At 61.7% G+C, this 25825-nt stretch carries 24 protein-coding genes and 1 riboswitch; of the genes, 16 read left to right on the top strand and 8 right to left on the bottom strand.

The features are described from left to right. Positions 1-56: 56 nt before the first annotated feature. Positions 57-148, bottom strand: a riboswitch (TPP riboswitch). Positions 149-459: 311 nt separating this feature from the next. The 7 genes from EIC84_RS02785 to EIC84_RS02755 all read left to right on the top strand — a co-directional run bounded on the left by EIC84_RS02785 (position 460) and on the right by EIC84_RS02755 (position 8613). Then, positions 460-2589 (top strand): TonB-dependent receptor, encoded by a 2130-nt coding sequence (locus EIC84_RS02785; protein WP_003070048.1) that lies wholly within the window; start codon positions 460-462, stop codon positions 2587-2589. 617 nt (positions 2590-3206) lie between these two features. Next, positions 3207-3956, top strand: a complete 750-nt coding sequence (locus EIC84_RS02780; RefSeq protein ID WP_003070050.1) for an energy-coupling factor ABC transporter ATP-binding protein — start codon at positions 3207-3209, stop codon at positions 3954-3956. Beyond that, positions 3949-4542 (top strand): energy-coupling factor transporter transmembrane protein EcfT, encoded by a 594-nt coding sequence (locus EIC84_RS02775; RefSeq protein ID WP_003070052.1) that lies wholly within the window; start codon positions 3949-3951, stop codon positions 4540-4542. Before EIC84_RS02780 ends, EIC84_RS02775 begins: the two co-directional genes overlap by 8 nt. Positions 4543-4552: 10 nt before the next feature. After that, positions 4553-5146, top strand: a complete 594-nt coding sequence (locus tag EIC84_RS02770; protein WP_003070053.1) for a biotin transporter BioY — start codon at positions 4553-4555, stop codon at positions 5144-5146. After that, complete coding sequence (locus EIC84_RS02765) at positions 5143-6654, top strand: AMP-binding protein (RefSeq protein ID WP_003070054.1); 1512 nt, start codon at positions 5143-5145, stop codon at positions 6652-6654. Before EIC84_RS02770 ends, EIC84_RS02765 begins: the two co-directional genes overlap by 4 nt. Before the next feature lie 5 nt (positions 6655-6659). Next, a complete protein-coding gene (locus EIC84_RS02760; protein WP_003070056.1) occupies positions 6660-7874 on the top strand; it encodes a thiolase family protein in 1215 nt (404 codons plus the stop codon). A gap of 25 nt (positions 7875-7899) precedes the next feature. Continuing rightward, positions 7900-8613, top strand: a complete 714-nt coding sequence (locus EIC84_RS02755; protein ID WP_034363254.1) for a nitroreductase — start codon at positions 7900-7902, stop codon at positions 8611-8613. A 243-nt stretch (positions 8614-8856) separates the two neighbouring features. On the opposite strand, the gene EIC84_RS02750 is transcribed toward EIC84_RS02755, so the two are convergent. The 4 genes from EIC84_RS02750 to EIC84_RS02735 all read right to left on the bottom strand — a co-directional run bounded on the left by EIC84_RS02750 (position 8857) and on the right by EIC84_RS02735 (position 12028). Further along, positions 8857-9657, bottom strand: a complete 801-nt coding sequence (locus EIC84_RS02750; RefSeq protein ID WP_003070058.1) for a MetQ/NlpA family ABC transporter substrate-binding protein — start codon at positions 9655-9657, stop codon at positions 8857-8859. A 203-nt stretch (positions 9658-9860) separates the two neighbouring features. Continuing rightward, on the bottom strand, positions 9861-10169 hold the full coding sequence (locus tag EIC84_RS02745) for a single-stranded DNA-binding protein (protein ID WP_012838140.1): 309 nt from the start codon (positions 10167-10169) through the stop codon (positions 9861-9863). A 141-nt stretch (positions 10170-10310) separates the two neighbouring features. After that, positions 10311-10976, bottom strand: coding sequence for a methionine ABC transporter permease (locus tag EIC84_RS02740; protein ID WP_003070061.1), 666 nt, complete (start codon positions 10974-10976; stop codon positions 10311-10313). A gap of 5 nt (positions 10977-10981) precedes the next feature. Further along, positions 10982-12028, bottom strand: a complete 1047-nt coding sequence (locus tag EIC84_RS02735) for a methionine ABC transporter ATP-binding protein (protein WP_003070063.1) — start codon at positions 12026-12028, stop codon at positions 10982-10984. 328 nt (positions 12029-12356) lie between these two features. On the opposite strand from EIC84_RS02735, the gene EIC84_RS02730 reads away from it, so the two are divergent. From EIC84_RS02730 to EIC84_RS02715, 4 genes are all read left to right on the top strand, one after another. After that, positions 12357-12767 carry a hypothetical protein gene (locus tag EIC84_RS02730; protein WP_034363257.1) on the top strand — a complete coding sequence of 137 codons (411 nt, stop codon included), beginning with the start codon at positions 12357-12359 and terminating at the stop codon, positions 12765-12767. A gap of 420 nt (positions 12768-13187) precedes the next feature. After that, a complete protein-coding gene (locus EIC84_RS02725) occupies positions 13188-14573 on the top strand; it encodes a DUF1329 domain-containing protein (RefSeq protein ID WP_003070065.1) in 1386 nt (461 codons plus the stop codon). A gap of 124 nt (positions 14574-14697) precedes the next feature. Next, positions 14698-16095, top strand: coding sequence for a DUF1254 domain-containing protein (locus tag EIC84_RS02720; protein WP_003070069.1), 1398 nt, complete (start codon positions 14698-14700; stop codon positions 16093-16095). 17 nt (positions 16096-16112) lie between these two features. Then, positions 16113-17594: an MBL fold metallo-hydrolase gene (locus tag EIC84_RS02715; protein WP_240701968.1), complete on the top strand. Its 1482-nt coding sequence runs from the start codon at positions 16113-16115 to the stop codon at positions 17592-17594. On the opposite strand, the gene EIC84_RS02710 is transcribed toward EIC84_RS02715, so the two are convergent. Continuing rightward, positions 17595-18500: an MBL fold metallo-hydrolase gene (locus tag EIC84_RS02710; RefSeq protein WP_003070075.1), complete on the bottom strand. Its 906-nt coding sequence runs from the start codon at positions 18498-18500 to the stop codon at positions 17595-17597. A 93-nt stretch (positions 18501-18593) separates the two neighbouring features. On the opposite strand from EIC84_RS02710, the gene EIC84_RS02705 reads away from it, so the two are divergent. The 3 genes from EIC84_RS02705 to EIC84_RS02695 are packed head-to-tail and all read left to right on the top strand — an operon-like array spanning position 18594 to position 19816. After that, positions 18594-18938 (top strand): helix-turn-helix transcriptional regulator, encoded by a 345-nt coding sequence (locus EIC84_RS02705; RefSeq protein ID WP_003070079.1) that lies wholly within the window; start codon positions 18594-18596, stop codon positions 18936-18938. After that, complete coding sequence (locus EIC84_RS02700) at positions 18935-19378, top strand: YeeE/YedE family protein (protein WP_003070083.1); 444 nt, start codon at positions 18935-18937, stop codon at positions 19376-19378. Before EIC84_RS02705 ends, EIC84_RS02700 begins: the two co-directional genes overlap by 4 nt. 18 nt (positions 19379-19396) lie before the next feature. After that, the gene (locus EIC84_RS02695; protein ID WP_003070086.1) at positions 19397-19816 is read left to right on the top strand and encodes a YeeE/YedE family protein; all 420 of its coding nucleotides are present in this window, start codon (positions 19397-19399) and stop codon (positions 19814-19816) included. Between the two features lie 133 nt (positions 19817-19949). On the opposite strand, the gene EIC84_RS02690 is transcribed toward EIC84_RS02695, so the two are convergent. Then, positions 19950-20870, bottom strand: a complete 921-nt coding sequence (locus EIC84_RS02690; protein WP_003070090.1) for a LysR family transcriptional regulator — start codon at positions 20868-20870, stop codon at positions 19950-19952. Between the two features lie 177 nt (positions 20871-21047). On the opposite strand from EIC84_RS02690, the gene EIC84_RS02685 reads away from it, so the two are divergent. Together EIC84_RS02685 and EIC84_RS02680 are read left to right on the top strand one after the other, a co-directional pair. Further along, on the top strand, positions 21048-21719 hold the full coding sequence (locus EIC84_RS02685) for an orotate phosphoribosyltransferase (RefSeq protein WP_003070093.1): 672 nt from the start codon (positions 21048-21050) through the stop codon (positions 21717-21719). Next, on the top strand, positions 21716-22972 hold the full coding sequence (locus EIC84_RS02680) for a hydantoinase/carbamoylase family amidase (protein ID WP_003070096.1): 1257 nt from the start codon (positions 21716-21718) through the stop codon (positions 22970-22972). Before EIC84_RS02685 ends, EIC84_RS02680 begins: the two co-directional genes overlap by 4 nt. Before the next feature lie 162 nt (positions 22973-23134). On the opposite strand, the gene EIC84_RS02675 is transcribed toward EIC84_RS02680, so the two are convergent. After that, on the bottom strand, positions 23135-24760 hold the full coding sequence (locus tag EIC84_RS02675; RefSeq protein ID WP_003070099.1) for an FAD-dependent monooxygenase: 1626 nt from the start codon (positions 24758-24760) through the stop codon (positions 23135-23137). A gap of 23 nt (positions 24761-24783) precedes the next feature. Continuing rightward, positions 24784-25782: a tripartite tricarboxylate transporter substrate binding protein gene (locus EIC84_RS02670; RefSeq protein ID WP_050789015.1), complete on the bottom strand. Its 999-nt coding sequence runs from the start codon at positions 25780-25782 to the stop codon at positions 24784-24786. Between the last annotated feature and the right edge of the window lie 43 nt (positions 25783-25825).

The following is a 25825-nucleotide window of genomic DNA, read 5'->3' as shown; positions in this document are numbered from 1 at the left end:
AGCGGGGACATTTTGCTCCGAAGGCTTGCTGACCATGCGAGAACGCACTGCACTGAGGTCAGCTTGCAAGCTCTTCTTCCGCCGGTATGAACCGGGTCAAGTTCGCGGGTGTAGATCTCAGCACTGGCGTGCACCCCGGAGCGCGGCGCCATCTTACCCCAACGGCATCGCTGCAAGGGGCCGGAGCCGCCGCATGAAAGTCGCGTCACTTGTAACCTGGGGTAATGCTCTATCACGGGGAAGAAGGTAATCCGCAGCAGAAATCATTAAAACATTACCACCCAAATACAATCGGAGCAAAATTGCAAGCTGCCCGACACGCACCTTGCCATGGCACCGACAATGACGCAGGCACGGCACTGCCTGAGCGAGTTTCACGCCGTGGCAAGGAACGCTGTCAACAGAGCTTGCAGCCATCCAGGGCACCGAACGTCCACCCCAAGCCCCAGAGATATTCACATGCATTTTTCGCGCCTTTGTCATCTGGCAGGCTGGCCTGTGGCCGCCGCCGGACTGCTGCTGACGGCTCAGTCCGCAACAGCCCAGCAAGCCGCCGCCCAGCCGGACCTGCCCCAGTTGTCCGAAGTCACCGTGCGCAGCACCTTGCAGGAGTCCGCGCTTGAGCAGACCCCGGCCTCCGTCACCGTGCTCGACGGCGAGCGCATGCGCGAGCGCAATCTGCAGGTCAATCTCTCGGAGTCCCTGAGCGCAGCTCCGGGCCTGCAGCTGCAGAACCGCCAGAACTACGCGCAAGACCTGCAGCTGTCGATTCGCGGCTTTGGCGCGCGCTCCACCTTCGGTGTGCGCGGCATACAGATCTATGTGGACGGCATCCCCTCCACCATGCCCGATGGCCAGGGCCAGACCAACAATATCGATATCGCCTCGCTGGAGCGCGTGGAAGTGCTGCGCGGCCCCTACTCCGCGCTCTATGGCAACGCCTCTGGCGGCGTGATCAACGCCTATACCGAACGCGGCGAGGGTGCGCCCTCGGTGGAAAGCAGCTTTGCGCTGGGCAGCGACGGCCAGAAGCGACTGGGCCTCAAGGCCAAGGGCGAAACCAACGGGATTGGCTATGTGCTCAGCGCCAGCCGTTTCCTCACCGACGGCTACCGGGCCCAGAGCGCAGCGGACAAAAACCTGTTCAACGCCCGCATCGATGTCAAGCCAGACGAATACAGCCAGCTGACCCTGGTCGCCAACCATGTGAACATCGATGCCAAGGACCCCGGCGGCATCAAACCCAGTGAATGGACCCTCAATCCAAAGGACGTCAACGCCAATGCGATCAAAATGAACTCGCGCAAAAGCGTGAAGCAGACCCAGGCCGGCCTGACCTATGAGCGCCAGCTGGACGGCGGCCAGGCGCTGCGCCTCATGGCCTATGCCGGTCAGCGCGAAATGATGCAGTTTCAGTCCACACCCAAGGACTCGCAGCCCGGCTACAGAGGCGGGGTGATCGGCCTCAAGCGCGACTATGGTGGCATCGATGCACGCTGGAGCGGCAAGTACGAGCTAGGCAGCGGCAGCCTGAGCCTGATTGCCGGCCTGGCCGCCAATACTGTCAGGGAAGACCGTCAGGGCTACAAGAACTTTGTGGGCAACCAGCTGGGCGTAGTCGGCGCGCTGGTGCGCGACGAACGCAATACCCTCACCAGCATCGACCCCTATCTGCAGGCTTCCTGGGCCTTTGCGCCGCGCTGGAAGCTCGATGCCGGCCTGCGCTGGAGCAATGTGCAGTTCCAGTCGCGCGACCATTTCCTGGCCGACAAGGACGATAGCGGTAGCACCGGATTCCATAAACTCTTGCCGGTTGTTTCGCTGCAGCACGAACTCACTCAGGACACCAATATCTATGCCTCGCTGGGTCGCGGCATGGAAACACCCACCTTCAACGAGATCTCGTACCGCCCCGATCTGGTGGGCGGCCTGAACTTCGGCCTCAAGCCTGCGGTATCGACCAGTGCCGAGCTGGGCATCAAGCAAGGCTTCAATGTGGCCGGCCTGCGCGGCGACTGGTCTGCCGCGCTGTTCCAGACCAGCACCGACGATGAAATCGTGGTGGCCAGCAACGACAACGGCCGCACCTCTTATCAGAATGCCGGCAAGACCCGCCGCCGCGGCATGGAGCTGAGCACCAGCACCTGGCTGATGCCCCAGTTGCGCCTGAACGGCGCGCTGACCTTGCTCGATGCCAGTCTGCGCAGCGGCTATTGCGACAGCAAGGGCCAGGACTGCATTCCCGCCGGCAACCGCATTGCCGGCACGGCCAGACATCTGGGCTACCTGGGGCTGGAATGGCTTCCCGCCACCGACTGGCGTGTGGGTCTGGACTGGCGTCATGTGGGCCGTATTGCCGCTGACGACAAGAACCAGGTCTATGCCCCCAGCTACAACGTGGCCAGCCTGAGCGTGGGCTACACCCGGCGCCTGGGCGCCTGGAAGCTCAGTGCTTTTGCCCGCATCGACAATCTGGCGGACAAGAACTATGTGGGCTCGGTCATCGTCAACGAAGGCAATGGACGTTATTACGAGCCGGCCCCGGGACGTCAATGGATGACAGGTGCCAGCCTCAGCTACCAGTTCTAGCTAGGTCATCCGAGTTGCCGGACAGCAAAAAGCGGGCCCAGAGCCCGCTTTTTTATATCCGGACGGCTCAAAAGCGATTTCTTCAGAAAAATTTTGGTGCCTGCAAACTGCCTGTTTGAGCCCGAAAGCCGCCAATCTCGCGCCGGTTTGACTGCCTGACGATAGATGCCTCCAGCAAGCTTGCGCCCTTCAGCAGTGCAAGCCACGTCAAAACATGGCTATCCACGTCCAATCTCACAAATCTTCACGCTAGCGCTCGTGCAGTTTGAGCGAAGTTAGCCCCTGAAGCAGGCATGAACGACACACAGAAATTCTTCACTCTGCAACACGCTGCCATCAGGCGTGCAACTTCTACGAAATGCAGGGCAAATGGCAACAGGTGACTCCCCAAAGTAAAGAAATCATTTCTTATAGGAAATTCACATAAAAAGAGCTCAGATGGCGGGCTTTTGAAAGCAAATTCACAGCGCTAGAATCCGCCACCAGCGCTGCCTCGTATGTTTTAAGCCGGGGCACGGTTTCAGACTCCTCCGTATGTCAGCCCTTTTCGTTTCTTGTCATCCACATTCCAGCCCGGCACCTTGCAGCCCTGCCATTCCAGCAGCCGGAGCTGATGTATGAGTGACGGTTTGCAAAGCCCCGCCCAACAGGGCGTGCAGTTGGTCGACATACGGCTGCAGCGCGGCCAGACCCAGGTGTTTGACGGTTTGAACCTGGCCCTGACGGAACAGCGCATCGGCGTGATCGGCAACAACGGCGCGGGCAAGTCCAGCCTGTTTCGCCTGCTTTGCGGGCTCGAGCTGCCCCAGGCCGGACAAGTACTGGTGGATGGCATGCCCTTGCTGCAGGCCCGCCAGCACAAGCCCGGCCTGATCGGCCTGATGTTCCAGAATCCGGACGATCAGATCATCTTCCCCACCGTGGAGGAAGAACTGGCCCTGGGCCTTCGCCCCCAGGGCCTGAGCAAGCAGCAGGCCAGAGCCAGGGCGCGCGAGTTGCTGGCCGCACGCGGCCTGGCCCACTGGGCCGAGCGTGCTGTCAGCAGTCTGAGCCAGGGCCAGCGCCAGCAGGTGTGCTGGCTCTCGCTGCTGATTGCCGCACCGCAACTGCTGCTGCTGGACGAGCCCTTCGCCAGCCTGGACCTGCCCGGTCAAGCCCGCTTGGCCCAGGATATTGCCACCGCACCGCAACAGGTGCTGGTCTCCACCCATGTGCTCGACCATGTGCGTGACTTTGAGCGCGTGATCTGGCTGGAGCAAGGCCGGCTGCGCGCCGACGGCCCGGGCCGCGACATCTGCAGCGCCTACGAGACCTCAGTGCAGGAGCAGTTGCTGAAGAAAAGCTCGTACGGAGACCTGCATGGGTAGTCTCTACAGCGAAGTTGCGACCTGGCTGCATCGCTGGTCGGCCGGCCTCAAGCTCTTGCTGCTGGCGGTTTTTGGCACGCTGTTATTTCTGATAGCCAGCCCCTGGGTGTTGGCGGGCTGCGGCGTGGCTTGCCTGCTTCTCTGGATCTCGCTGGGTCAGGCCACACAGGTGGCGCGCCGGCTGATGCGCTCGGTTATCGTCGCGGCACTGCTGGTGGCGGGCTTTCATGTCTTCATGGGCAACCCTGTGCTGGCAACCGTCAGCAGCCTTCGGCTGGTCTGCGCCTCGACCCTGGGCATTGCGCTGACCATCACCACCCGCCCCAGCGATCTGGTCGAGGTACTGGAATGGCTGCTGGCCCCGCTGGCCCGCCTGGGCATCCCCACCGAGCGCGTGGCCATGCAGCTTGCACTCATGCTGCGCTTTACCGAACATTTCTTTGTGCAATGGACAAAGCTGGACGAGGCATACCGCCTGCGCACCGGCAAAAGCGGCGGCCTGCGCCTGATTGCACCGCTGACGATTCATATGCTGCAGGCCACGCGCCGTGTGGCCGACGCCCTCTGGGCAAGACTGGGTTTCTAGGAGAGCATTGATGACTACCACACCCTCTCACACCGTATCGCGCGGCGGCGCACGCTCCATGGCTCAGGTATCGCTGTTCGCCGCCCTGATGGCCGTGATGGGCCTGATTCCCAAGATCGACCTGCCGTTCGGCGTGCCCATCACCATCCAGTCGCTGGGCGTGATGCTGGCAGGCGTCATGCTCGGGCCCTGGCGCGGTCTGCAGTCCATGGCACTGTTTCTCGCGGCCGTGGCCGTAGGTCTGCCACTGTTGTCGGGCGGTCGCGGCGGCATCGGAGTCTTCATGGCACCGTCTGCCGGCTATCTGATCGGCTACATGCTGGCCGCAGGCATTACTGGCGCCGTCATGGCTGCCCTGCCGCAGAGCACGCCGCGTCGCACGGCGCTGAGCGCCTTCATCGCCTCCTTGATCGGCGGCCTGCTGTGCCTGCATGCCTTTGGCGTGCTGGGCCTGATGCTGATCGCCAAGATGAGCCTGAGTCAGGCCTTTGCCGTGACGCTGGCCTTTGTCCCCGGCGACTTCATCAAATGTGTTCTCTGCGCCATCATCGTCCACACCGTGGCGCGCGGAATGCCTGACTGGCGTTTTGGCGGTCGCCGGTGAACGCGCTGTCCGCGGCGGCGCCGCTGCAGGGCTTGTGGCAGCTGGTTCATGGCCCGCTGGCCTATTGGGCGCAACACCGGCCCGATGTGGTGGCCCTGCAGAGCGAGGCCGGCTCCTGGACCTTTGGAGAGCTGCATGCCGAGGTCGAGCAGCGCTCGGCACGTCTGGTGGCGCAACGCGCGCCGCAAATGCTGCTGCTGGATGCCAACCGCTCAACGCTGGAGCGGCTGGTGGACTTTCTGGCCGTGATCCACAGTGGCCGCTGCGCGGCAGTCGCCGACCCCGACTGGCAACCGGCCGTGCGCCAGCGCATTGAAAGCTGGCTGCCTGAGCAGCCCTGCGAGCTGGATGCGGCGGCACCGACGGCAGCCTTCTATACTGGCTTTACCTCGGGCAGCACCGGCCTGCCCAAGGGCTTCAAGCGCCACCATCTGTCGTGGACGGAGAGCTTTCGCGTCGGCCTGCAGGATTTCGGCCCCGTCGTCGCCCAGCGCACGCTGGCACCGGGGCGCATCTCGCACTCGCTGTTTCTGTTCGGAGCCATGCAAGGCATCTGGTATGGCTGCGGCGCCGTCATGCAGGAGAAGTTCTCTGCCTCGCGCTGTCTTGCAACCCTGGCAGGCGGCGATACCCCCTGTCTTGTCGCCGTGCCCAGCCAGTTGCTGCTGATGCTGCAATGGGCCGAGCATAGACAGCTCGCACCGATTCCCGAGGTCGAACTGATCACCATCAGCGGCGCGCGCTGGATGCGCGCCCACACGCCGGCGCTGCGCGCCCTGTTCCCCAAGGCCCGCATCATTGAGTTCTATGGCGCCTCCGAGGCCAGTTTTGTCGCCTGGATGGATGCCGACGAAGCCAGCGGCCCGCAGGCCGTGGGCAGACCGTTCAGCAATGTGGAGCTATCCATTCGCCCCACCGGCAGCGATGCCGCCGAGAATGCGCTGGCCGAGCATGGCACCAGCCACGCCAGCGACGGCCTGATCTATATCCGCAGCCCCATGCTGTTCATGGACTATGTGGGCGACGCCCATGACGCCACGGCCGTGCTGCGCGATGGCGACTGGCTGTCCGTGCGCGACATGGGCCATATCGACGAACGCGGCATGCTGTGCCTGGCAGGACGCCAGAGCCGCATGATCGTCACCCAGGGCAAGAACCTGTTTCCCGAGGAAGTGGAGAACCTGCTGGCCAGCCACCCGGCGATTGCCCAGGTCTCGCTGCACGGCCAGGCCGATGCGCTGCGCGGCCTGCAGGTACACGCGGTGCTGCAATGGAGGCCCCAGACCGAGGCGCCTTCGGCCCTGGAGCTGAACCAGTGGCTGCGCGAGCGCACCGAAGCCTTCAAGGTGCCGCGCCAGTGGTGGGTTTGCGAGCACTGGCCGCACACAGCCAGCGGCAAGACCGATCACGGCCAGCTGGCTCAGGCCCTGCGCGCCAGCATGGCCGGGCCTGCGGGAGCTGCCATATCCCCTGCCCAGCTCCCCGCATTGCGGCCGTGGCAGAGTTGAGGCCCATGCCAAGCAAGACCCCCATCATTGCCTGGGCCCGCAGCCCGGTGGCTCCGCTAGGCTCGGCCCTGGCCCGGCTCAGTCCCCATGAACTGGGCCGGCCGCTGCTGCTGTCACTGCTGCAGCGAAGCGGCTTGCCGGCCCATGCCGTGGACACAGTCGTCATCGGCAACGCCCTGGGCGCCGGCGGCAACCCGGCGCGCATGCTGGCACTGGCCGCCGGCCTGCCCGACAATTGCGCCGCACACACCATCGATACCCAGTGCTGCTCGGGCCTGGATGCGGTGGCCATGGCCGTGGGTCTGCTGCAATCGGGTCAGGCCGAGGTGGTGATTGCCGGCGGCATCGAGGCCTGGAGCCGCGCCCCCATTCGCCAGACCCGCCCGCAGCTCCCAGGCGAGCAGCCCCAAAGCTACGAGCGCCCGCCATTTGCCCCCGATCCCGAGCGCGACCCCGATATGTTGCAATCGGCGGCCGACTATGCGCTCGCGCATGGCTTCAGCCGCAGCCAGCAGGAGCAGTATGCGCTGCTGAGCCACAATCGTGCCCTGGCCGCCCAGGCGCAACTCGCCCCCGAAATCGTGCCTGTGGCAGGGCTTGAGGCCGATGCCTATCCGCGCGCGCTGCAGCCTGCACGTGCCGCGCGCATGCCGACCCTGGCCCGGGGCTGTTGTGAGGGCGCGAGTGCCGACGATATCGCGGCCCACGCACTCAGCCCCCTGACCGTCTCGGCCAAGGCCGATGGTGCGGCCCTGATCCTGCTGGCCACGCCCGAGGCCTGCGCACGCTGGAATCTGCAGCCCCGCGCGCAATGGCTGGCCAGCGCCAGCGTGGGCGCCGCACCCGAAACACCGCTGCTGGCGGCCATTGCGGCGGCGCAGATGACGCTGGCCAGGGGTAGCCAGGCATTGGCAAGCCCACAGCTCAAGGCACAAGACCTATCGGCCATCGAACTGCATGACGCCTTTGCCGTTCAAGGCCTGGCCTTTTGCGCCGCCATGGGCCTCGCGCCCGAGCAGATCAACAGCGCAGGCGGCGGCCTGGCGCGCGGTCACCCGATAGGCGCGTCAGGCGCGATTGCGCTGGTGCGCTGCCTGGCTCAGCTTGAGTATCAGGCCCAGTCATGGACACCCAAGGCCGCACTCGGCCTGGCGGCCATCGCCGGTGCCGGCGGTATCGGAGCCGCAACCCTGGTGCAATGGCTGCAAGCCGCTCCCTGAATTCATTTTTGATAGCTATTACCCCATGTCCAGCAACGGTTCAGTCGTAAAAACATCTGAAGGCTTCGACTTGCCAGCAGGCATGGCGCTGATGCAGCAGCGCCGCTCCACACGTGCTTTTATGCCCGATGCCGTGCCTGACGCGCTGCTGGAGCAGCTGCTGTTGACGGCGCGCCAGGCGCCCAGCGGCGGCAATCTGCAACCAGGCCAGCTGATCGCAGTGCGCGGCAAGCTGCGCGAGCAACTGACTGCCGCCCTGCTGCAGGACGTTGAAAGCCAGGTGCCCGAATGCGAGGACTACGCCTACTTTCCGCGTCCCATGCCCATGCAGCTGCGCAAGCGCCAGGTGGCTTCGGCACAGGCGCTTTACGGCGCCCTTGGCGTGGCGCGCGACGACCGCGCCGGGCGCGAAGCGCAATTTGCGCGCAACTACCGCTTCTTCGATGCACCCGTGGCGCTGGTCGTCACCATCGACGCCCATTACGGCCCCGGTGGCTATATGGACCTGGGCATGACGCTCTACGGACTGCAACTGGCGGCCGCCGCCATGGGCCTGGGCAGCTGCGCCATCGGTGCCCTGGCCTCGTACCCGGCTACCGTGCGTCGCGTGCTGGGCCTGGCCGAGAACAAGCACATCGTCTGCGGCCTGGCCCTGGGCTGGGCCGACGAGGCCGCCCCAGTCAACCAGACCCAGACCACGCGTGCACCGCTGGCTGAATGGTTTCAGGTCATGGAATAAGCAAAAAACAATAGCTGCCAGCGCCAGTGATTAAATGGTTTTCCATAGAAAGAAGCGAAAATCAATGTGCAGCCAGCGCAGGCAGCTATCAACAAGAGAGCAAAAAAGCGCTGCAGGTGCAGCGCTTAGTTCAATGCCCTCAGTCAGGCATGCCCCATCAAAGAGACAGCCAGCAAGCGCCGCCGCGCAGCAATGCTGTCGTCCCCCTCAGGGGGAAGCCGCAAAGCGGCTCAGGGGGAGCTTCTAGAACGCCGGGAAGACCGAGCCCTTGAATTCCTTGTCGATGAACTGGCGCACCTCATCGGAGTGATAGGACTTGATCAGCTGGGCGACCCAGGGCTGGTTCTTGTCGGCATCGCGCACCACCATGATGTTCACATAGGGGTTCTTGGCCGACTCCAGCGCAATCGCATCCTTCTTGGGGTTCAGACCAGCCGAGATCGCAAAGTTGGTGTTGACGGTGGAGGCATCCAGATCGTCCAGCGAACGTGGCAACTGGGCTGCATCCAGCTCGACGAACTTGAGCTTTTTGGGGTTGGACACCACATCCAGGGGCGTCGCCTTCAGGCCAGCACCCTCCTTGAGCTTGATCAGACCCTGGGCCTGCAGCAGCAGCAGCGCGCGGCCGCCATTGGTGGGGTCGTTGGGGAGGCCGAACTTGGCGCCGCTGGAGAGCTCGGACAAGGCCTTGATCTTCTTGGAGTAGATGCCGATGGGGAAATTCACCGTGTCGGCCACCCAGCTGATTTTGTAGCCGCGATCCTTGATCTGGGCATCCAGATAGGGGCGGTGCTGGTAGCTGTTGGCATCCAGGTCGCCGGCGGCCAGCGCTGCATTGGGCTGGACATAGTCGCCGAACTCGATGACCTTGAGGTTCAAACCATTCTTGGCAGCAACCTTTTTGACCACTTCCATGATCTGCGCGTGAGGACCGGCGGTCACGCCGATCTTGATGGTCTTGTCCTGGGCCTGGGCGGCAAAGCTCAGGGTAGCTGTAGCAGCCACGGCCAATGTGGTGCGCAAAAGCGAGCGCTTGTTCAACATGCAGATTCCTTGTGCCAAAGATTGAGAGTGGCTAAGACTGTAGCGTCAGTTTCATGTGCCGGAGCGCTGTTTCTTAGACAGATTGCTCAGATGCAAACTACAGATTGACAATGCAAGCCGTAACGAGTTGCATGCGGCAACCCAAGCGCCCACAAAAAAGCCCGCTCCTTCACGGTGGCGGGCTTGTCTGCATGCGCAGGCTGTCAAAGATCGGACATCGTGGGTGCTGCCAGCACTTGCTGGGCCACCACGTCGAGCACAGCATGGGACTCGTCTTGCCTGTCGATCCAGACCTTGGGCGTGAAGCTGCCACGCAAGGCAATCGCATCGCCTTCGGAGAGACTGCGCAGCACGGCGCAAGGTGCGTTGTCGAAAGCGACGATATTCACGGGAATCGAGGAGCCATCGCCGGCATTGGCTCGCATACGGGCCACCATATAGGGGCGGCGGTTGCGGTCTACGCGACTCTCGGGGATGCCGGTCAGTCGGCCGGTAATCAAACCATCCATCATTTGCTGTTATCTACCCAGAAAAAATCATGGCCGCCCTTAAGCAAGAGCGGCCTTTCAAAAAATCTTGAACCTGCATTTTAGGGCGGCGCCTGTTTCCAGGCAGCAGCCCTTTTCTTAATTTTTTGTAATGTACGGCACGGCTCAACGATGGCTCAGGCGCCGCACTGCCCAGTCGCCCAGGCTTTGAATGGCCTGCACAAAGAAGATCAGGATGATCACCACGACCAGCATCACGTCGGGCAAGAAGCGCTGGTAGCCGTAGCGGATACCCAGGTCGCCCAGGCCACCACCGCCGATGGCGCCTGCCATGGCCGAGTAGCCGGTCAGGCTGACGAAGCTGATGGTCAGGCCAGCGACGATGCCAGGCAGCGCCTCGGGCAGCAGCACCTTCCAGACGATCTGGCCGGTGGTCGCCCCCATGGACTGGGCCGCTTCGATCAGGCCGCCATCGACTTCACGCAAGGCGGTCTCCACCAGACGGGCCACAAAAGGCGCCGCCGCAATCGTCAACGGCACCACGGCCGCCCAGGTGCCAATGGAAGAACCCGTGATCAGACGCGTCAGCGGAATGATGGCCACCAGCAAGATGATGAAGGGGGTGGAGCGCAGCGCATTCACGATCCAGCCGACAACCTTGTTGGCCGGACCGTTCTGCAAGATGCCGCCATGGTCGGTCAGGCGCAGGAAGACGCCCAGCGGAATACCGATCAGGCCGCCGATCAGGCCCGAGACGCCAACCATGATCAGCGTCTCCCAGAAGGAATCCAGCAGCAGCTGGAGCATCATTTCCGAAAAATTCTCAAACATCGCTCTCAATCCTTGCTGGACACGATCTGCACTTGCACACCGCTGGCACGCAGGTGCTCCACGGCAGCATCAATCTTGGCTGCCTCGCCGCTGGCGTACACCGCCAGCGAGCCAAAGGTCTGCTCCTGGATCTCGTCGATCTGCCCGTGCAGAATCGACAGATCCAGACCCAGCTCGCGAATCAGGTGCGACAAAATAGGCTGATAGGCGCTCTCACCCGCATAGGACAGACGCAACAACTGGCCTTGCTGGCCGGGCTGCAGCTGAGCGGCCAGCTGGTTCACACGCGTCATCACCGACTCGGGCAGTTGCTGGGGCACGATTTCGTCGATCAGGCTCTTGGTGATCGCCTTCTGAGGCCGGGTGAAGACATCGATCACAGGCCCCAGCTCGGCGATCTCGCCGCCGTCGATCACGGCCACGCGGTCGGCAATCTGCTTGATCACCAGCATCTGGTGGGTGATCAGCACCACGGTCACGCCCAATTCGCGATTGACCTTGCGCAGCAGATCCAGAATGGAGCGCGTGGTTTCGGGGTCCAGTGCCGATGTGGCTTCGTCGCTCAGCAGCACCTTGGGGTTGCTGGCCAGCGCCCGGGCAATGCCCACGCGCTGTTTCTGCCCACCGGAAATCTGGGCCGGATAGCGATCGGCCAGATGATCGAGGCCCACCAGCTCCAGCAGCGGCGTCACGCGCTGGTAAATCTCGTCCTTGGAAATACCGGCCAGTTCCAGCGGCAGTGCCACGTTGTCATACACGGTGCGCGAGGACAGCAGATTGAAGTGCTGGAACACCATGCCGATGTCGCGGCGCGCAGCGCGCAGCTCGCCATCGGACAGCTGCATGAGGTCCCGTCCGTTGACGATGACCTTGCCTTCCGTGGGGCGGTTGAGCAGATTCAGGCAGCGCACCAGCGAGCTTTTGCCCGCGCCGGAGCGGCCGATGATGCCGAATACCTCGCCCGAAGCGATTTCCAGATTGATGCCACGCAAGGCGTGCACCGGGCCCTTGGGGCCTTGGTATGTCAGGGATAAATCCCGAATTTCTATCATGAAAAATATCGCGTATTACGCATGAACAATGCGATTGACGCTATAAAAAGTGATTGATCCCATCCCAGCTGCAGCGCTGCCGGGCAGCGGGCAATGCAGGCCTTCGTTCTGGTAGAAACCGGCAGATCAAGCCAGCCTACTTTTAGTAGTAACCCTCAATAATGCCTGAGTCTAGGCAAACCTGAGAGCAACTGGGACAAGTGAATTCACTTATGGCGCCCCCAGCAAGCCATCAAACGCAGGTCTTGCCCGGGCCTGTCCCCACTGGCGGCGCGGCACTGCAGGCCTTAGCATGCTTGCATCTGCCTCTGGTTTTCTCTGCCGCCCTATGCAGCCGCCTTCCCTGCCCATCCGTGTTGAATGCCCGCCCGGCGCCTGCGACTGCCGACGTGAGCAACTGCTTGGCACGCCGGATGCGGATCTGCGCATTCTGCGGCTCACGCGCGAAGAGGAGAAAAAGCTGCTGCAGCGCCTGGAGAGCATCAGCAGCCTGGTCGATCTCGAGCATATGCAGCAGCGCATTCACGCGCTCTTGGGCCTGGAAATACGCATCACTCCCGGCAACAACGAGGTGCGCACCATGCGCGGCATCCAGATCGATCTCGGAGATATGCCCGGTCTATGCCGCAAAACGCGTCAGAGCATCCCCGCCGCGATCCGCAAGGGGCTGGAGCGCAGGCCCGAGATTGCCTGGGCCCTGCTGGATGCCCATGACCTGTTTGGCATGCCCGGCAGCTGAGCCAAGCAAGGGCAACGCCCGGCAACAAAGCAGGCACTTCACCACCTGGTCCTTCAGACACCGGTAGTCCTTGCGGCCTACGCTGCCCGGCCCATGATGGCCTTTCGCTTTCAAAAGCATCACGCCGGACCTCCCTCAAACGCATTTTCACCTTGGTTTTCCCGAGGTCGGATACCACAGGTTTTCCCTTGCCTGATCCAGTCAGCGCGAGGCTGGAGCAGCAGTCTGTCTCTGAGGTGACTTCGCTAGGCCTTACGGGCTAGTCCAAACGAGTGATGGTGAGCCGCAAAGCTCGCTTGAACATTGAATTCATCGACAGGCGCCAAGTCAGCGACTAGCTGTCTTGGACTAGACCTTGGCCCGATTCGCGGGCAGATCGATAGTGCAAATGCTGCACACATACATCTTTGAGGATTCGTGATGGAAAGCAACGTGAGCTACCGCGCCCTGATCGCGCTGACCATGACCAGCGTCATGGCTGGTGCAGCCGCCGCCAAAGGCAGCCCCGAAGAAATTGAAAAGCTGGGCAAGTCCTTGACCTGTATCGGCGCCGAAAAGGCCGGCACCGCCAGCGGCGTGCCCGAATACACGGGCAAATGGCTGGGAACACCACCTGGAATTCAGTACACGCCGCATGCGGGTCAGCACCCGGTGGACCCCTATGCCAATGAAAAGCCCCTGTTCTCCATCACAGCCGAGAATGTCGCCAAGTACGCCGCCAATCTGACCGAAGGCCAGAAGGCCATGTTTGCGCGCTACCCCAAGACCTTCAGCATTCCCGTGTATCCGGGCCATCGTGACTTCCGCTATCCGGACTTTGCTTGCGCCTCGGCCAAAGCCAATGCGCAGAACGCCGTGATCAGCGCAGACGGAATGGGTGCCGACAACGCGGTCAAGGGTGCCATACCGTTCCCCTTCCCCAAGACTGGCATGGAACTGGCCTTCAACAACCTGTTTCCGCTGCGCTCGTTCACCGAACACACACTGCGTGACAACGCCTACGTGATGCAGGACGGCTCCACCGTCTTCGGCCGAGCCGACAACCGCAGCATGAGCTTGCTGAACTCCCCCGAGCAAGCAGGCAAGCCGCTGGAAGGCACCATGGCCCAGGGCATGAATGCGGTCAAGCTGCCCGAGCGCGAAAAAGGCGGGGTCAGCGTCAGCCGTGAGCCGGTCAACTTCGGCAAGGACAAGCGCCTGGGCTGGAGCTATGACCCGGGCACACGCCGGGTACGCCAGATCCCCGAGTATGGTTTTGACCAGCCCATGGGTGGCGGTGTGGGTGCCAAGATGACGATTGATTCCGACCGTCTCTTCAATGGCTCGCCCGAGCGCTACAACTGGAAGAATCTGGGCAAGAAGGAAATCTACATTCCCGCCAACGCGTACAAGATTCACGCCAATACCGTGAAGTACGCCGACCTGCTCAAGCCCGGCCATGCCAACCCCGAGTACATGCGCTACGAACTGCGCCGCGTCTGGGTGCTCGAAGCCACGCTCAAGGAAGGCTACCGCCATCTCTACGGCAAGCGCGTGCTTTTCCTTGACGAAGACACCGGCCACGCCGTGATGAGCGACTTCTACGATACACGCGGCAATCTGTGGCAGCAAGGCCTCATCAATTACTACTACGCGTTCGACTCCAACGCCTGGCATGCAGGCACGGCCTTCTACCACGACCTGGTCGGCGGCGGCTATGTGGCCTACAACCTGTTCCAGGAGCGCCCCAAGGGCCCCGTGCTCAACAAGGGAGACATGAACCCCTCCATGTTCACCCCTGAAGCCACGCGCAACGCCGGCACCTGAGTGGCTTGTTCCCCCATGAGCCGCCAGCACGCGCTGTATGCGGTGCTCGCCTCAGAAAGAACCGGGCCGGGATGGAAAAGGCCACCGGCCCCGGTCATCACCACAACAACACCATTTCAATCACATGTCAAAGTTGAATCGCGCCGGGCTGCGCGCCATGGCGGCTGCTGCATTGGGCCTTTGCCTGGGCATGGCCCATGCCCAGTCGGCCGCAGCCACCGACGACCAGGCTCTGGACAGCCTGATCCGCGAGGCCATGCTCTATGCCTACCCCTATCAGGAATTCATGAAAATGCGGCATGAAGCCCTGGAGGTCAAGGACTCTGCCACCGCCACCACGCTCAACCACTTCCGCCACTCGCGCCACCTGGCCACGCCCAAGGACCGCTGGGCCAACGGCCCGATTCGAGACACCTTCTACTCCACCTCCTGGCTGGATCTGGAGAAATCTCCACTGGTGCTGTCTCTGCCGGAAACCCATGGCCGCTATTACGTGATTGCCATGATTGGCGCAGACCTCAATACCTTCTCCTACGTGGGCAGGCGCATTGGGGGCACCAAGTCACGCAAGGTCGCCCTGGTCGGCCCCCGCTGGAGCGGCAAGATTCCGCAGGTCGACCAGATCGTGCGCGCGCCTACACGTGATGTCTATCTGAATCTGCGCGTGCTGGTTACCGGTGAAGATGACCTCAAGACCGCCCATGCAGTACAGGATGGGTTTCGCATGGAGCCTGTGCTCAAGACTCACGAAGAGAGTCCGAAGATCAAGCCGCTAGCCCAGGACTGGAGCCGCTTTGTCGATGTGAGCAATGAGGCCCTGGCACGCAACCCACCGCCCGGTACGGAACAAGCACTGCTGCAGCGCTTTGCCAGCGTGGGCATCTGCGGCAAGGCCTGCAGCTGGGACAAGCTGCCCGAGGCCGTGCAGCAGCGCTGGCTGAGCCTGGCACCCGAGATCGAGAAAAACGAACTCAAGAATCGCCTGAATGCCGACCGCAAGACAGCTGACCCTGGACGCAGAAACGGCTGGACCCCTTTTCGCCTGCCGGATGGCTTTGGCACAAACTACGCCATGCGTGCTCAGTCGGCAGCCATGTCGGGCGGCATCCTGGGCCTGGAGGCCGCAGAGGCCACCTATTTCGCTGCCAGTGTGGACGCCAACAATCAGGCTCTCGGCAAAGGACAGGCTTACCGCCTGCATCTGCCTCAAGGTCGCCTGCCCGCCGATGCATTCTGGTCTATCTCTCTTTATGAATTCGCAACCGGGGGGCAGTACATGGTGGAAAACCCCATCAACCGCTACTCCATTGGCGACCGCACCAAGGGCATGAAGTTCAACGCCGACGGCAGCCTCGACATCTGGTTGCAGCCCACGGAGCCGGGCCCTGACAAGCGTGCCAACTGGCTGCCCACGCCCGAGAAGAATCTGTTCTATCTGATGGCCCGCGCCTATCAGCCCTGGCCCGAGGTTCTGGATCCTTCGTGGATTCTGGAGCCCGTTCAGCTAATCAGCCCCCAATGAATGCAGTGATGGCACACATGAAAAAAATACCTCAGATCTCCCGATACGCTTTTGTCACGGCCCTGGCACTGAGCCAGTTCGGCATGGCCAACGCCCACGATCAAGATGATCGCGGAGGTTCGGGAGCGAAAAGCCCCGCTGTGCTTGCTGCCCGCGCCCAGGTTTTCAAGGCCAATCCGCAAATGGTCAAGTCCATCACGGAAGGAGGGGGCTTTGGTACTGAGCTGTCGTATGCAGTGGCCAACAGCATGTACAGCCGAACCGACCAGAACGCCATTGCAGATGCCCGAGCCAAGCTCAAAGTCGAGGCCGTGGCTTCACGCACCTGGCTGCTGCGTTTTCCCATCGTCAATGTAGTGGTCTTCGAGACCGACGAAGGCCTGGTCTTGGTCGATAGCGGCTACGCACCTGCGGGCCCGGCCTTGGCCGAAACGCTGAAGAAGCTGAGCAGCAAGCCGTTGCACACCGTCATCCTCACGCACTTTCATGCCGACCATGCCTTTGGCGCCTGGGCGCTGATGGACCAGAAACCGCGTGTAGTGACCGAGCAGCGCTTCATCACTCAGATGGAGCTGGACATGCGCAGCAACGGTCTGATTGCGCGCAATAACCAGCAAAGCGTGGCCGATGTGCCCCGCACCTGGGCAGATGCAGTTCGGCCCACCCAGACGTTCAGGGACAAGATCACACTCAAAATTGGCGGCGAAGATTTTGTGCTGACCCATGCCCGCGGCGAGACCGAAGACCAGATCTGGGTTGCCGTGCCAGGCCGCAAGATCGTGGCCAGCGCGGATTACTTCCAGGGCTTTCTGCCCAATGCTGGCAACGGCAAGCGCCGCCAGCGCTACCCCGAGGAGTGGGCCCAGGCCCTGCGCGACATGGCAGCACTCAAACCCGAGCTACTGCTGCCTGCGCATGGCCCGGCCATCACCAAGCCCGAGGAAATTCAGGACCGACTGCCCGCCCAGGCCCAGATGCTGGATAGCATCTCCAGGCAAGTGGTGGCTGGCCTCAACAGCGGCGAGCGCCGCGATCTGGTGATTGACAAAATCACACTGCCGCCAGAGCTGGCCCGGCGAAGCGATGCGCGCGAGCTCTATGTCTCGGCCAAGGACATCGGCCGCATGGTAGTCAGCGAGTACAGTGGCTGGTGGGACGATATTCCATCGCACTGGCGCCCGGCACCCCTGGCCAATGAGGCCAAAGAAATCGTGCAGCTAGCCGGCGGTGCCAGGCCGGTGATTCAGCGTGCTGTGGCGCTGGCAGACAGCAATCCGGAGCTGGCCTCCCATCTGGCCGACTGGGCCTGGTATGCAGACAGCGATGACCCCGAGGTGGCTCAAGGCGCACTGAAGGTCTATTCCGCGCGTGTTGCCAAGCCTCTGCCCACGCAGGAAGTACTGGTTTATGCCGAGCACATGGTGCGCCTGCAGCTCAAGCTCAATGAGCTGAACAGCGCACGCGCGGCAAGCGCCAGTCAGGGCAGCACAGCGCGTTAATCACTGCTGCAGACCCTGCGGAAGCTGCCCATTCTTGGCAAAGGCATTGATGGGCAGCTGAATATAGGTACGGCCATCGTCCTGTGCAGGCGGCAGCTTGCCGGCACGCACATTGACCTGCACCGAAGGCAGAATCAGCGTGGGCATATCCAGCGTAGCGTCGCGTGCAGTGCGCATCTGCACAAACTCCGCCTCGCTGACGCCATCATGCACATGGATGTTGCTGTCGCGCTGGGCCTGTACCGTGGTCTGCCATTGCGGCTTGCGACCAGCCGGCGGGTAGTCGTGGCAGACCCAAATGCGGGTCTGCCCAGGTAGTTCCAGGATACGCCGAATCGAACGATAGAGCGTCGCCGCATCGCCGCCGGGAAAGTCGGCACGTGCCGTGCCCACATCGGGCATGAACAAGGTATCGCCCACAAACACGGCATCCTCCACACGGTAGGCCATATCGGCCGGAGTATGGCCGGGCACATGCATGGCCAGCAACTCCAACTGACCCAGAGGCAGGCGTTCGCCATCCTGCACCAGATGGTCGAACTGGCTGCCGTCAGGCAAGAAGCTGCGCTCGAAGTGATAGATCTTGCGAAACACGGCCTGCACATCGCGGATATGGACACCGATCGCCACCTTGCCGCCCAGATGGTGACGAATATGCTGGGCCGCGGAGAGATGATCCGCATGAGCGTGAGTTTCCAGAATCCATTGCAGCTGCCAGCCATTGGCTCGCACATAGTCAATCAGCTTGTCCGCGGAGCGGCTGCTCAGGGTGCCGGATTTGGGCTCGAAATCCAGCACCGGGTCAATCACTGCGGCCTGACCACTGATCGTATCGGCCAGAACATAGCTCACGGTACCGGTAGCCGCATCAAAAAACGGCTCGATATGCATCACATTGGCGGACATGGTGACTCCTAAAACGATGTACCCGAAACACCGAAGCACACCAATTAATTTACTTTTTTATATAATATATGAAAATATTTTGAAAGTGAAACAGTGAGCTCATCAACCTTTGACGAAGCACAGGCCACGCTGGATCTGCATGCCATGCGAACCCATGCAGGCGAAGCTGTGGTCATGCTCAAGCTACTGGGCAATGAAGACCGACTGCTGCTGCTGTGCCAGCTCTCCCTGCAGGAGCGCACCGTGGGCGAGTTGGAGCAACTGACAGGCGTGTCCCAGCCTACCTTGTCCCAGCAATTGGGCATTTTGCGGCGCGAGGGTCTGGTCACCACCCGCCGCGAAGGCAAGTTCATCTGGTATCAGTTGGCCGATGCCCGCGCCCTGCAGCTGATGCAAACCTTGTATCAATTGTTCTGCCAACCAGGAGAGACAGCATGAACATCTTATGGAGTGAATTCACGCCCTGGACATCTCTGGTCGGCGGCCTGCTGATCGGTCTGTCCGCTGCCCTGCTCATTGCCTTGCTGGGTCGCGTGGCGGGCATCAGCGGCATTGCCGGGGCATTGCTGCAGTTGCCGACCTGGTCCTCTGTCAGGCAGTGGGGCTGGCGCCTGGCATTCATCCTGGGCATGATTGCCGCGCCGTTGGTCTGGTCGCTGTTTGCCCCGCTGCCAGCCATGCAGCTGCCTTCCAGCCCAGCAATCATCATCGCCGCCGGCCTGCTGGTGGGCTTCGGCACACGTATGAGCTCGGGCTGCACCAGCGGCCACGGCGTGTGCGGTCTGTCACGCCTGTCGCCGCGCTCTTTGGCCGCTACGGCAACCTTTATCGCCACAGGCGCCATCACCGTGTTCGTGATGCGCCATGTCATTGCTTGAGTCAGCAAGGAGAACATGATGATCATCAATATTGCTGCCTTGCTCTGCGGACTGGTGTTTGGCCTGGGTCTGATTCTTTCGGGTATGGGCAACCCCGCCAAGGTGCAGAACTTTCTGGATTTTTTCGGTCGATGGGATCCTTCGCTGGGCTTCGTCATGGGCGGAGCCATCGCCGTAGGCTTGATTGCCTTCACCTGGGCCAAGCGCCGCAAGACCGCTTTGTTGGGCGAGCCCATGCAACTACCGGCCAGCACCGTCATTGATCGCAAGCTGCTGACAGGCTCAGCCCTGTTTGGCATAGGCTGGGGACTGGCAGGTTTTTGCCCCGGCCCTGCGCTGATGAATCTGGCGACCCTTACACCGCAGGTCTGGCTGTTTGTCGCCGCCATGCTGGCTGGCATGTGGGCGCAGCATCTGTGGGCTGCAAAAAATAGCTGAGATCTGGCTGCGATCCGATCGGGAGGCCCCCAGCAACCAAGGCCCCTGGACCGTGCAGGCAGCCTGCGCCACTTGTCCGTGGATTTGCAGACGGCAAGCAGCGCCCCTAGCGCTTCATGAAACCCGCCCTGCCTCACTCCTTCGGCATCAGTGCCTGTGCAAAATGTCTGGCCGGCGCAGGCAGGTCGGCAAAGCTATTGGCATACAGCTTGAGGCTGCGCTCTGCCCAGGCATCGGTCAACGGCACCGCATGCAGAGCACGAGCCTCGCCCAGTCTCTGGTATGCGCCTTCGGGCATGACGCCTACACCCAGCCCGCATTCGATCATTCGGCACATGGCACTCAGGCTGTCGACCTCGATGCGCTGGCGCAGCATTCGTCGGCCGGCGCGGGCTTCCTGATTGAGCACCTCCTGAACGATGCTGCTGTCGCGCAAACCGATCTGGGCATAGTCCAGTGCTTCTTCATAGGCCAGTTCCTGATGATGGGCCAGAGCGTGGTCATTGGGCATGATCAATACCATGCGTTCATGCCGGTACGGCATGGACTCCAGGCCCTCGACTTCGTCGCTTGGACTGCAGACCCCCAGATCAGCCATGTGATCGCGCACGGCACGCGCTACCGAGCGACTGGTTGCCTGACGCAGATCGATGCGGATATCGGGATGATGCTTCACGAAGACAGCAATATCCTCGGGCAAGAACTGCTCCACGGCAGAGGCATTGGCACTGAGGCGCACCAGCCCACGTACGCCCCGCGCATATTCGCCAAGGTCGTCACGCAGGTGTTCGACACCCAGAAGAATCGTGCGCGCATGCGCGAGCAGCAACTCTCCGGCAGGGGTCGGGCGCACCCCGCGGGCATGGCGCAGCAGCAAGGGAGTGCGGGCCAGGGATTCCAGTTCGGCAACACGCTTGCTGACCGCCGAGGCGACCATGCCGCCCTGCTCGGCCGCTCGCGCAATACTGCCGTGTTCGCAGATCAGCACGAACAGATCCAGCGATGAAAGGTCTATCTGGCGCAGAAAGCTGCGCGGCGAAGTGAAGTCGGACATGGGGCGATGACAAGCAGGCGCACGGAAGCGCAGCCAGGGATTTCAAACAAGACGCAGCGGTCAACACCCAGACGCGCAGCTCAAGCCATCACGTTTTGGAACGGCTCGAGGAATTTTAGCCACTTCTTGCCGCAAGCCTGCCTACTTAACATGCCCACTTTGCCAACACACACGCTCATGCTTCTATCCGCTTCCGACGCGCCACGCGTTGCCCGGGCCCTGGTCGGCCTCGGTGCTGTACGCATTGCTTCGCATCAACCGTTCATCTACACCTCGGGCTGGGCCAGCCCGGTCTATGTGGATGCCCAGGTCCTGATGTCCGATGTCGCTCTGCGCAGCGAAATCATGGACATCGCAGCCCGCTGCATGCGGCCACTGGTTGCAGCCCGCGGCATCAATGCCATCGTGGGAACCGAAAGCTCGGGTATTGCCTTTGCGGCATGGCTGGCCGAGCGACTTGAGCTGCCCATGCTCTATCTGCGCAAGCGTCCTGTCGGCTGGGACATCACAGCCCAGCTCGAAGGCCGCCTGCCTGCCGATGCCAAGGTCCTGCTGGTGGATGACGTCACCACAGACGGTCGCTCCAAGGCCGGGACGGTTGCCGCCCTGCGCCGCGCCGGTCCCGTGGTCGAGGACGTGCTGGTTCTGCTCGACTATGCGCTCTATGCCCCCCAAGCAGGCACCCTGGCCGATCACGCCTTGTCCCTGCATGCTCTGGCGACCTGGAATCAGCTGCATGAAGCGCTGCTTGCGAGCGGACAGCTCAGTGCCGAGCAAAAGGCCACGCTGGCGGACTTCTCGGCCTCGCCCGTGGACTGGTCCATCCGACACGGAGGTAGCGGAGCATGATGGCCTGCAACACCATGACGGATACCAGCGCACTCGCGCAAGCCCTGCTCTCTGAAATTCGCGATGCCACCCGCGACGGCCTTGGCGTCACTCGCGAAAGCTACGGCGAAGGCGAGACTGCTGCGCTGCGCATACTTGAGGAGCGGGCCGAAGATCTGGGCCTGAACCATGAATGGGATCGAGCCGGCAACCTGTGGTTGAGTCTGCCAGAGGAAAACCGGACGGAACCCTACGTCGTGGTTGGCTCTCATGCCGATTCCGTGCCGCAGGGCGGCAACTTCGACGGACTGGCAGGCATTGTCGCCGGCATGCTGATGCTGCTGCAGCTGCGCGGTCGCCACGAACAGGCTCCGCCACTGCGCGTTCTTGCCCTGCGCGGCGAGGAAAGCGCTTGGTATGGAAAGGCCTACCTCGGCTCTCTGTCCTTGCTGGGCAAGCTGCCCGCCGCCACATTGAAACGCCCTCACCGCGATGGCGCAGGCGTGTTGAGCCAAGCCATGTCGCGCTGCGGCGCCGATATCGACGCCATTCAACGCGCCGAGCCGCTGCTGGATCTCGCGAATATATCTGCCTATCTGGAACTGCATATCGAGCAGGGGCCGGTCATGGTCAATCGCGGCTGGCCCGTGGCCCTGGTCACAGGCATCCGCGGCAACGTCCGTCACAACCTGATCCGCTGCATCGGCGAAACCGGCCACTCGGGCGCCGTGCCGCGCTGGCTGCGCAAGGATGCATTGCTGGCGGTTGCCGAGCTGCTGTCGCGCATGGACGAACACTGGCGCGTGCTGCTGCAGATGGGCATGGACATGGTGATGACCACGGGCATTTGCTCCACCTCGGCGCAATCGCATGCCGTTTCCGTCATTCCCGGCGAAGTGGCATTCAGCTTCGAGGTGCGCAGCCAGGACACCCAGACGCTGGAGCGCTTCTACACCCTGATGCGCGAAGAGTGTCAGGCCATAGAGCGCGCCCGCGGCGTGCGTTTCGAGTTCGACGAGCGCCTGTTCACGGAACCGGCCACCATGGATGCAAGCTGGCTGAACCGTCTGGAAGCAGCCGCTGAGCAAGGTATGAAACTGGAGCGCATGGCAAGCGGTGCCGGCCATGATGCAGCAGTGTTCGCCAATGCAGGCGTGCCATCGGCCATGGTCTTCATTCGCAACGAAAATGGCTCGCACAATCCGCATGAAGCCATGGACATCGGCGACTTCCTGGCTGGAGTGGATTTGTTGACTCGCGCGCTGATTGTCTGAACCCTGCCCGCTCTAGCCGGGCACTTCCGAGCGTATTGCAAGCCGGCAGCCATGATTGCGCTGCCGCCTGCTACCGGGAAGCCAGTCTTGGTAGCCAAGGCTGCCCCTCGCCCAAGCCCAGGCTCGACTCAAGCGAGGGAGCATCGAGCTGTTCTCGATCTTTCAGATGACTGCCTTGAGCAGATTTTCCACATCCTCGTTCGATATGAATTTCTCGCTATTCGTCCAAGCGACAAATGCATCCGGACGAACCAGTATCAAGTCTGACCCGTAGCGCGCAAACTCATCCGTTTTTGCGGTTTCAACAATGGTCAGAGGCAGCTGCCTGGTGCCGGCAACATATCGAAACGTCTCAAGCGTTTGCGCAGGCATATCGGCTGCCAGCAGCGTGTAGCCCTCCCCCAAATGCTCGAATGCATTCCGGCCATCGTCGAGCGCGGCTGGAGCCAGGTGGTGACCGGCACGTGCGGTGAATATGTGTGAGCCCTTGGCACTGCAATTGCCGATGGCCGACTCCCGAGCACTGCGCACAATTGGAGAGCCTTCATAGTTGGGCTCGAAAGCATGAACCTCACCTGCGGCCCCATTTGCCCGCTGACTCCAGGCTGCTTCAAAGGCACTTCTATCCTTTTCTGGATCGAAGCTGTCCAGAAACTGGTGATCGGTCTCTATGGACTTGGCAATAAAGTCGTCAATGGTGGATCTGAATACAGGACGGCGCTCCTGGTCATAGGAGTCCAGCAGTGTTTCGCTGCCCCAGCCCTTCAGCACGGCTGCCAGCTTCCACCCGAGATTACGTGCATCTTCAAGGCCTGAGTTCACCCCATAGCCGCCATAGGGTGGATGACTGTGCGCTGCATCCCCGGCGATAAAGACCCGGCCTGAGCGATAGCTGTCGGCAAGCATGAAGCGCAGATCCCAGAAGCCTATATGCTCGAACTCGACATCAAAAGATGCTCCGACAGCACCTTCCAGATAAGCCTGGAAGTCGAAGTTGTCTGCCGTGGTTCCCGGTGGCACTGGCGCATGGAAGAACCAGGTATTGCCCAGATCGACGCGGCCGAAGAATTTCCAGTAGCCCTTGAGTTCAGGCTGAAGCACGTTGTAGTAAGACTTGCCGGGAAAGCGCTCAAGCAACTTGTGCAGTCCTTGTGAGCGGAATACGAGCAGTACCATGAGTCGATCATGGTCGGTCTTGGTCTGGGTGATGCCCGCTTGCAGGCGCACGCCCGAGCGCGCTCCATCACAGCCGACGACATAGCTTGCACGCAGCGTCTTGCTATCCGATCCATTCTTTTCGGATACCGTGACGCTGACGCCCTCGTCGTCCTGCTGCAAGCTATCGAAATTCCAGCCGTAAAAGGTCTCAACAGATGGCAGCTCGGCGGCTCTATCCCGCAGAACCGCTTCCGTGGCGTACTGAGGCAGGCGCTCGTTCGCCGTGAAATAGTAAGGCTTGACGAGATCGCGCTGGAGCCAGTCGTAAGAATAAGACCCCAGCAATGTGTTGTAGGCCGTCAGGCCTCCTATGCCGTATTCGGGCGGAATGGTACGAGCTGCGCGAAGTTCTTTTTCCGCACCCCAGGCGTGGAAATGCTCCATGGTGCGCTGGGTCAGGTTCTGCCCCTTGGGAATCGGTTGCAGCTTGGCGTAGCGCTCCACGACGATACAGCGGATGCCGCGCTGACCCAGCTCTATCGCCAGCCCCATGCCCACGGGGCCGCCGCCCACGATGATTACATCTGCATCCTTGTCAGGAACTTGTGTCAGATTGACTTGCATATTCATTCGATCTTCTTGTTATGGTCGGCTTATTCGGCAGTAATGCCCTGGGTCTTGATGAGATTGCCCCAGCGCCTGGCATCGGCTTCGATCAAGGCCTGGAAGGCTTGGGGAGTGCTGTGCTGGGGCGTCATGCCCTGAGACTCGAATGCTTTGGCAACTTCAGGCTGAGCAAGAATGCTCTTCAGGGCTTCGTTGATGCTGCGCACAAACTCGGGAGGCAGGCCCTTGGGCCCCAGCAAGCCATACCACATGTCCACATTCATATCGCCCAGGTTCAGGCTCCTCAGCGAGGGCGCCTGAGGCAGGAGCGGGGATGGCGTGTCTGAACTGATCGCAAGCGCGCGAAGCTTGCCTGCCTTGATGTGCTGCAAAGCAACGTGGATAGGGAGAAACATCAGATCAATCTGTCCGCCCAGCAAGTCCGTCAAGGCCGGGGCCGTGCCGCGATAGCTGACATGTGTGAGCGATATCCTGGCTTTGCTCTTGAGCAGCTCTGTTGCCAGGTGATGAGGGGTTCCGGCACCGGGCGAGCCATAGTTCAGCACGCCAGGATTTTTCTGTGCATAGCTGATGAGCTCCTTCAGATCCGTTATCCGGGATTGAGAGCCCGTGACCAGCACCAATTGACCTACGCTGGTCTGGCTGATGGCGATGAGATCGCGAACCGGGCTATATCCCATCTTGGGGTATAGCTCGGTATTCATCACCAATGTGTTCACGGTAACAAGCAAAGTCGTTCCATCGGGAGTGGAGCGGACCACCTCCAGAGTACCGATATTGCCCGAGGCCCCTGGCTTGTTGTCCACGATGAAGGGGCGCTGAAAGCGCTCCGAGAGCTTGGGACCGATGACTCGGGCAATCAGATCGATGCCCGTGCCTGGCGTGAATGGCACAACCAGCCGCACAGGAGCCTGCGTATTCGCGAATGCCGAAAGCCCGGGGGTACCCGCAGCTGCTGCGGCCGCCAGGGTAAGAAGTGCCTTGCGGCGGCTGAAGGCCAACCCTTCTGCTGAAGATATAAGCATGGTGTCTCCTTGTGTTTTGTGCTGCAATTGCACCGCGTCCATT

This window comes from Comamonas sp. A23, from assembly GCF_004522605.1.
GTDB classification, from domain to species: domain Bacteria; phylum Pseudomonadota; class Gammaproteobacteria; order Burkholderiales; family Burkholderiaceae_C; genus Comamonas; species Comamonas thiooxydans.
This window is presented reverse-complemented; position numbering and strand designations above follow the sequence as displayed.

Excerpts from the sequence above, each read along its gene's own strand:
- EIC84_RS02770 (WP_003070053.1), top strand. The coding sequence starts at position 4,553 with ATGACTACCACACCCTCTCACACCGTATCGCGCGGCGGCGCACGCTCC.
- EIC84_RS02695 (WP_003070086.1), top strand. The coding sequence starts at position 19,397 with ATGATCATCAATATTGCTGCCTTGCTCTGCGGACTGGTGTTTGGCCTG.
- EIC84_RS02685 (WP_003070093.1), top strand. The coding sequence starts at position 21,048 with ATGCTTCTATCCGCTTCCGACGCGCCACGCGTTGCCCGGGCCCTGGTC.
- EIC84_RS02675 (WP_003070099.1), bottom strand. The coding sequence starts at position 24,760 with ATGAATATGCAAGTCAATCTGACACAAGTTCCTGACAAGGATGCAGAT.
- EIC84_RS02780 (WP_003070050.1), top strand. The coding sequence starts at position 3,207 with ATGAGTGACGGTTTGCAAAGCCCCGCCCAACAGGGCGTGCAGTTGGTC.
- EIC84_RS02670 (WP_050789015.1), bottom strand. The coding sequence starts at position 25,782 with ATGCTTATATCTTCAGCAGAAGGGTTGGCCTTCAGCCGCCGCAAGGCA.
- EIC84_RS02735 (WP_003070063.1), bottom strand. The coding sequence starts at position 12,028 with ATGATAGAAATTCGGGATTTATCCCTGACATACCAAGGCCCCAAGGGC.
- EIC84_RS02740 (WP_003070061.1), bottom strand. The coding sequence starts at position 10,976 with ATGTTTGAGAATTTTTCGGAAATGATGCTCCAGCTGCTGCTGGATTCC.
- EIC84_RS02730 (WP_034363257.1), top strand. The coding sequence starts at position 12,357 with ATGCAGCCGCCTTCCCTGCCCATCCGTGTTGAATGCCCGCCCGGCGCC.
- EIC84_RS02785 (WP_003070048.1), top strand. The coding sequence starts at position 460 with ATGCATTTTTCGCGCCTTTGTCATCTGGCAGGCTGGCCTGTGGCCGCC.
- EIC84_RS02680 (WP_003070096.1), top strand. The coding sequence starts at position 21,716 with ATGATGGCCTGCAACACCATGACGGATACCAGCGCACTCGCGCAAGCC.
- EIC84_RS02755 (WP_034363254.1), top strand. The coding sequence starts at position 7,900 with ATGTCCAGCAACGGTTCAGTCGTAAAAACATCTGAAGGCTTCGACTTG.
- EIC84_RS02775 (WP_003070052.1), top strand. The coding sequence starts at position 3,949 with ATGGGTAGTCTCTACAGCGAAGTTGCGACCTGGCTGCATCGCTGGTCG.
- EIC84_RS02710 (WP_003070075.1), bottom strand. The coding sequence starts at position 18,500 with ATGTCCGCCAATGTGATGCATATCGAGCCGTTTTTTGATGCGGCTACC.
- EIC84_RS02725 (WP_003070065.1), top strand. The coding sequence starts at position 13,188 with ATGGAAAGCAACGTGAGCTACCGCGCCCTGATCGCGCTGACCATGACC.
- EIC84_RS02700 (WP_003070083.1), top strand. The coding sequence starts at position 18,935 with ATGAACATCTTATGGAGTGAATTCACGCCCTGGACATCTCTGGTCGGC.
- EIC84_RS02715 (WP_240701968.1), top strand. The coding sequence starts at position 16,113 with ATGAAAAAAATACCTCAGATCTCCCGATACGCTTTTGTCACGGCCCTG.
- EIC84_RS02690 (WP_003070090.1), bottom strand. The coding sequence starts at position 20,870 with ATGTCCGACTTCACTTCGCCGCGCAGCTTTCTGCGCCAGATAGACCTT.
- EIC84_RS02720 (WP_003070069.1), top strand. The coding sequence starts at position 14,698 with ATGTCAAAGTTGAATCGCGCCGGGCTGCGCGCCATGGCGGCTGCTGCA.
- EIC84_RS02745 (WP_012838140.1), bottom strand. The coding sequence starts at position 10,169 with ATGATGGATGGTTTGATTACCGGCCGACTGACCGGCATCCCCGAGAGT.
- EIC84_RS02760 (WP_003070056.1), top strand. The coding sequence starts at position 6,660 with ATGCCAAGCAAGACCCCCATCATTGCCTGGGCCCGCAGCCCGGTGGCT.
- EIC84_RS02750 (WP_003070058.1), bottom strand. The coding sequence starts at position 9,657 with ATGTTGAACAAGCGCTCGCTTTTGCGCACCACATTGGCCGTGGCTGCT.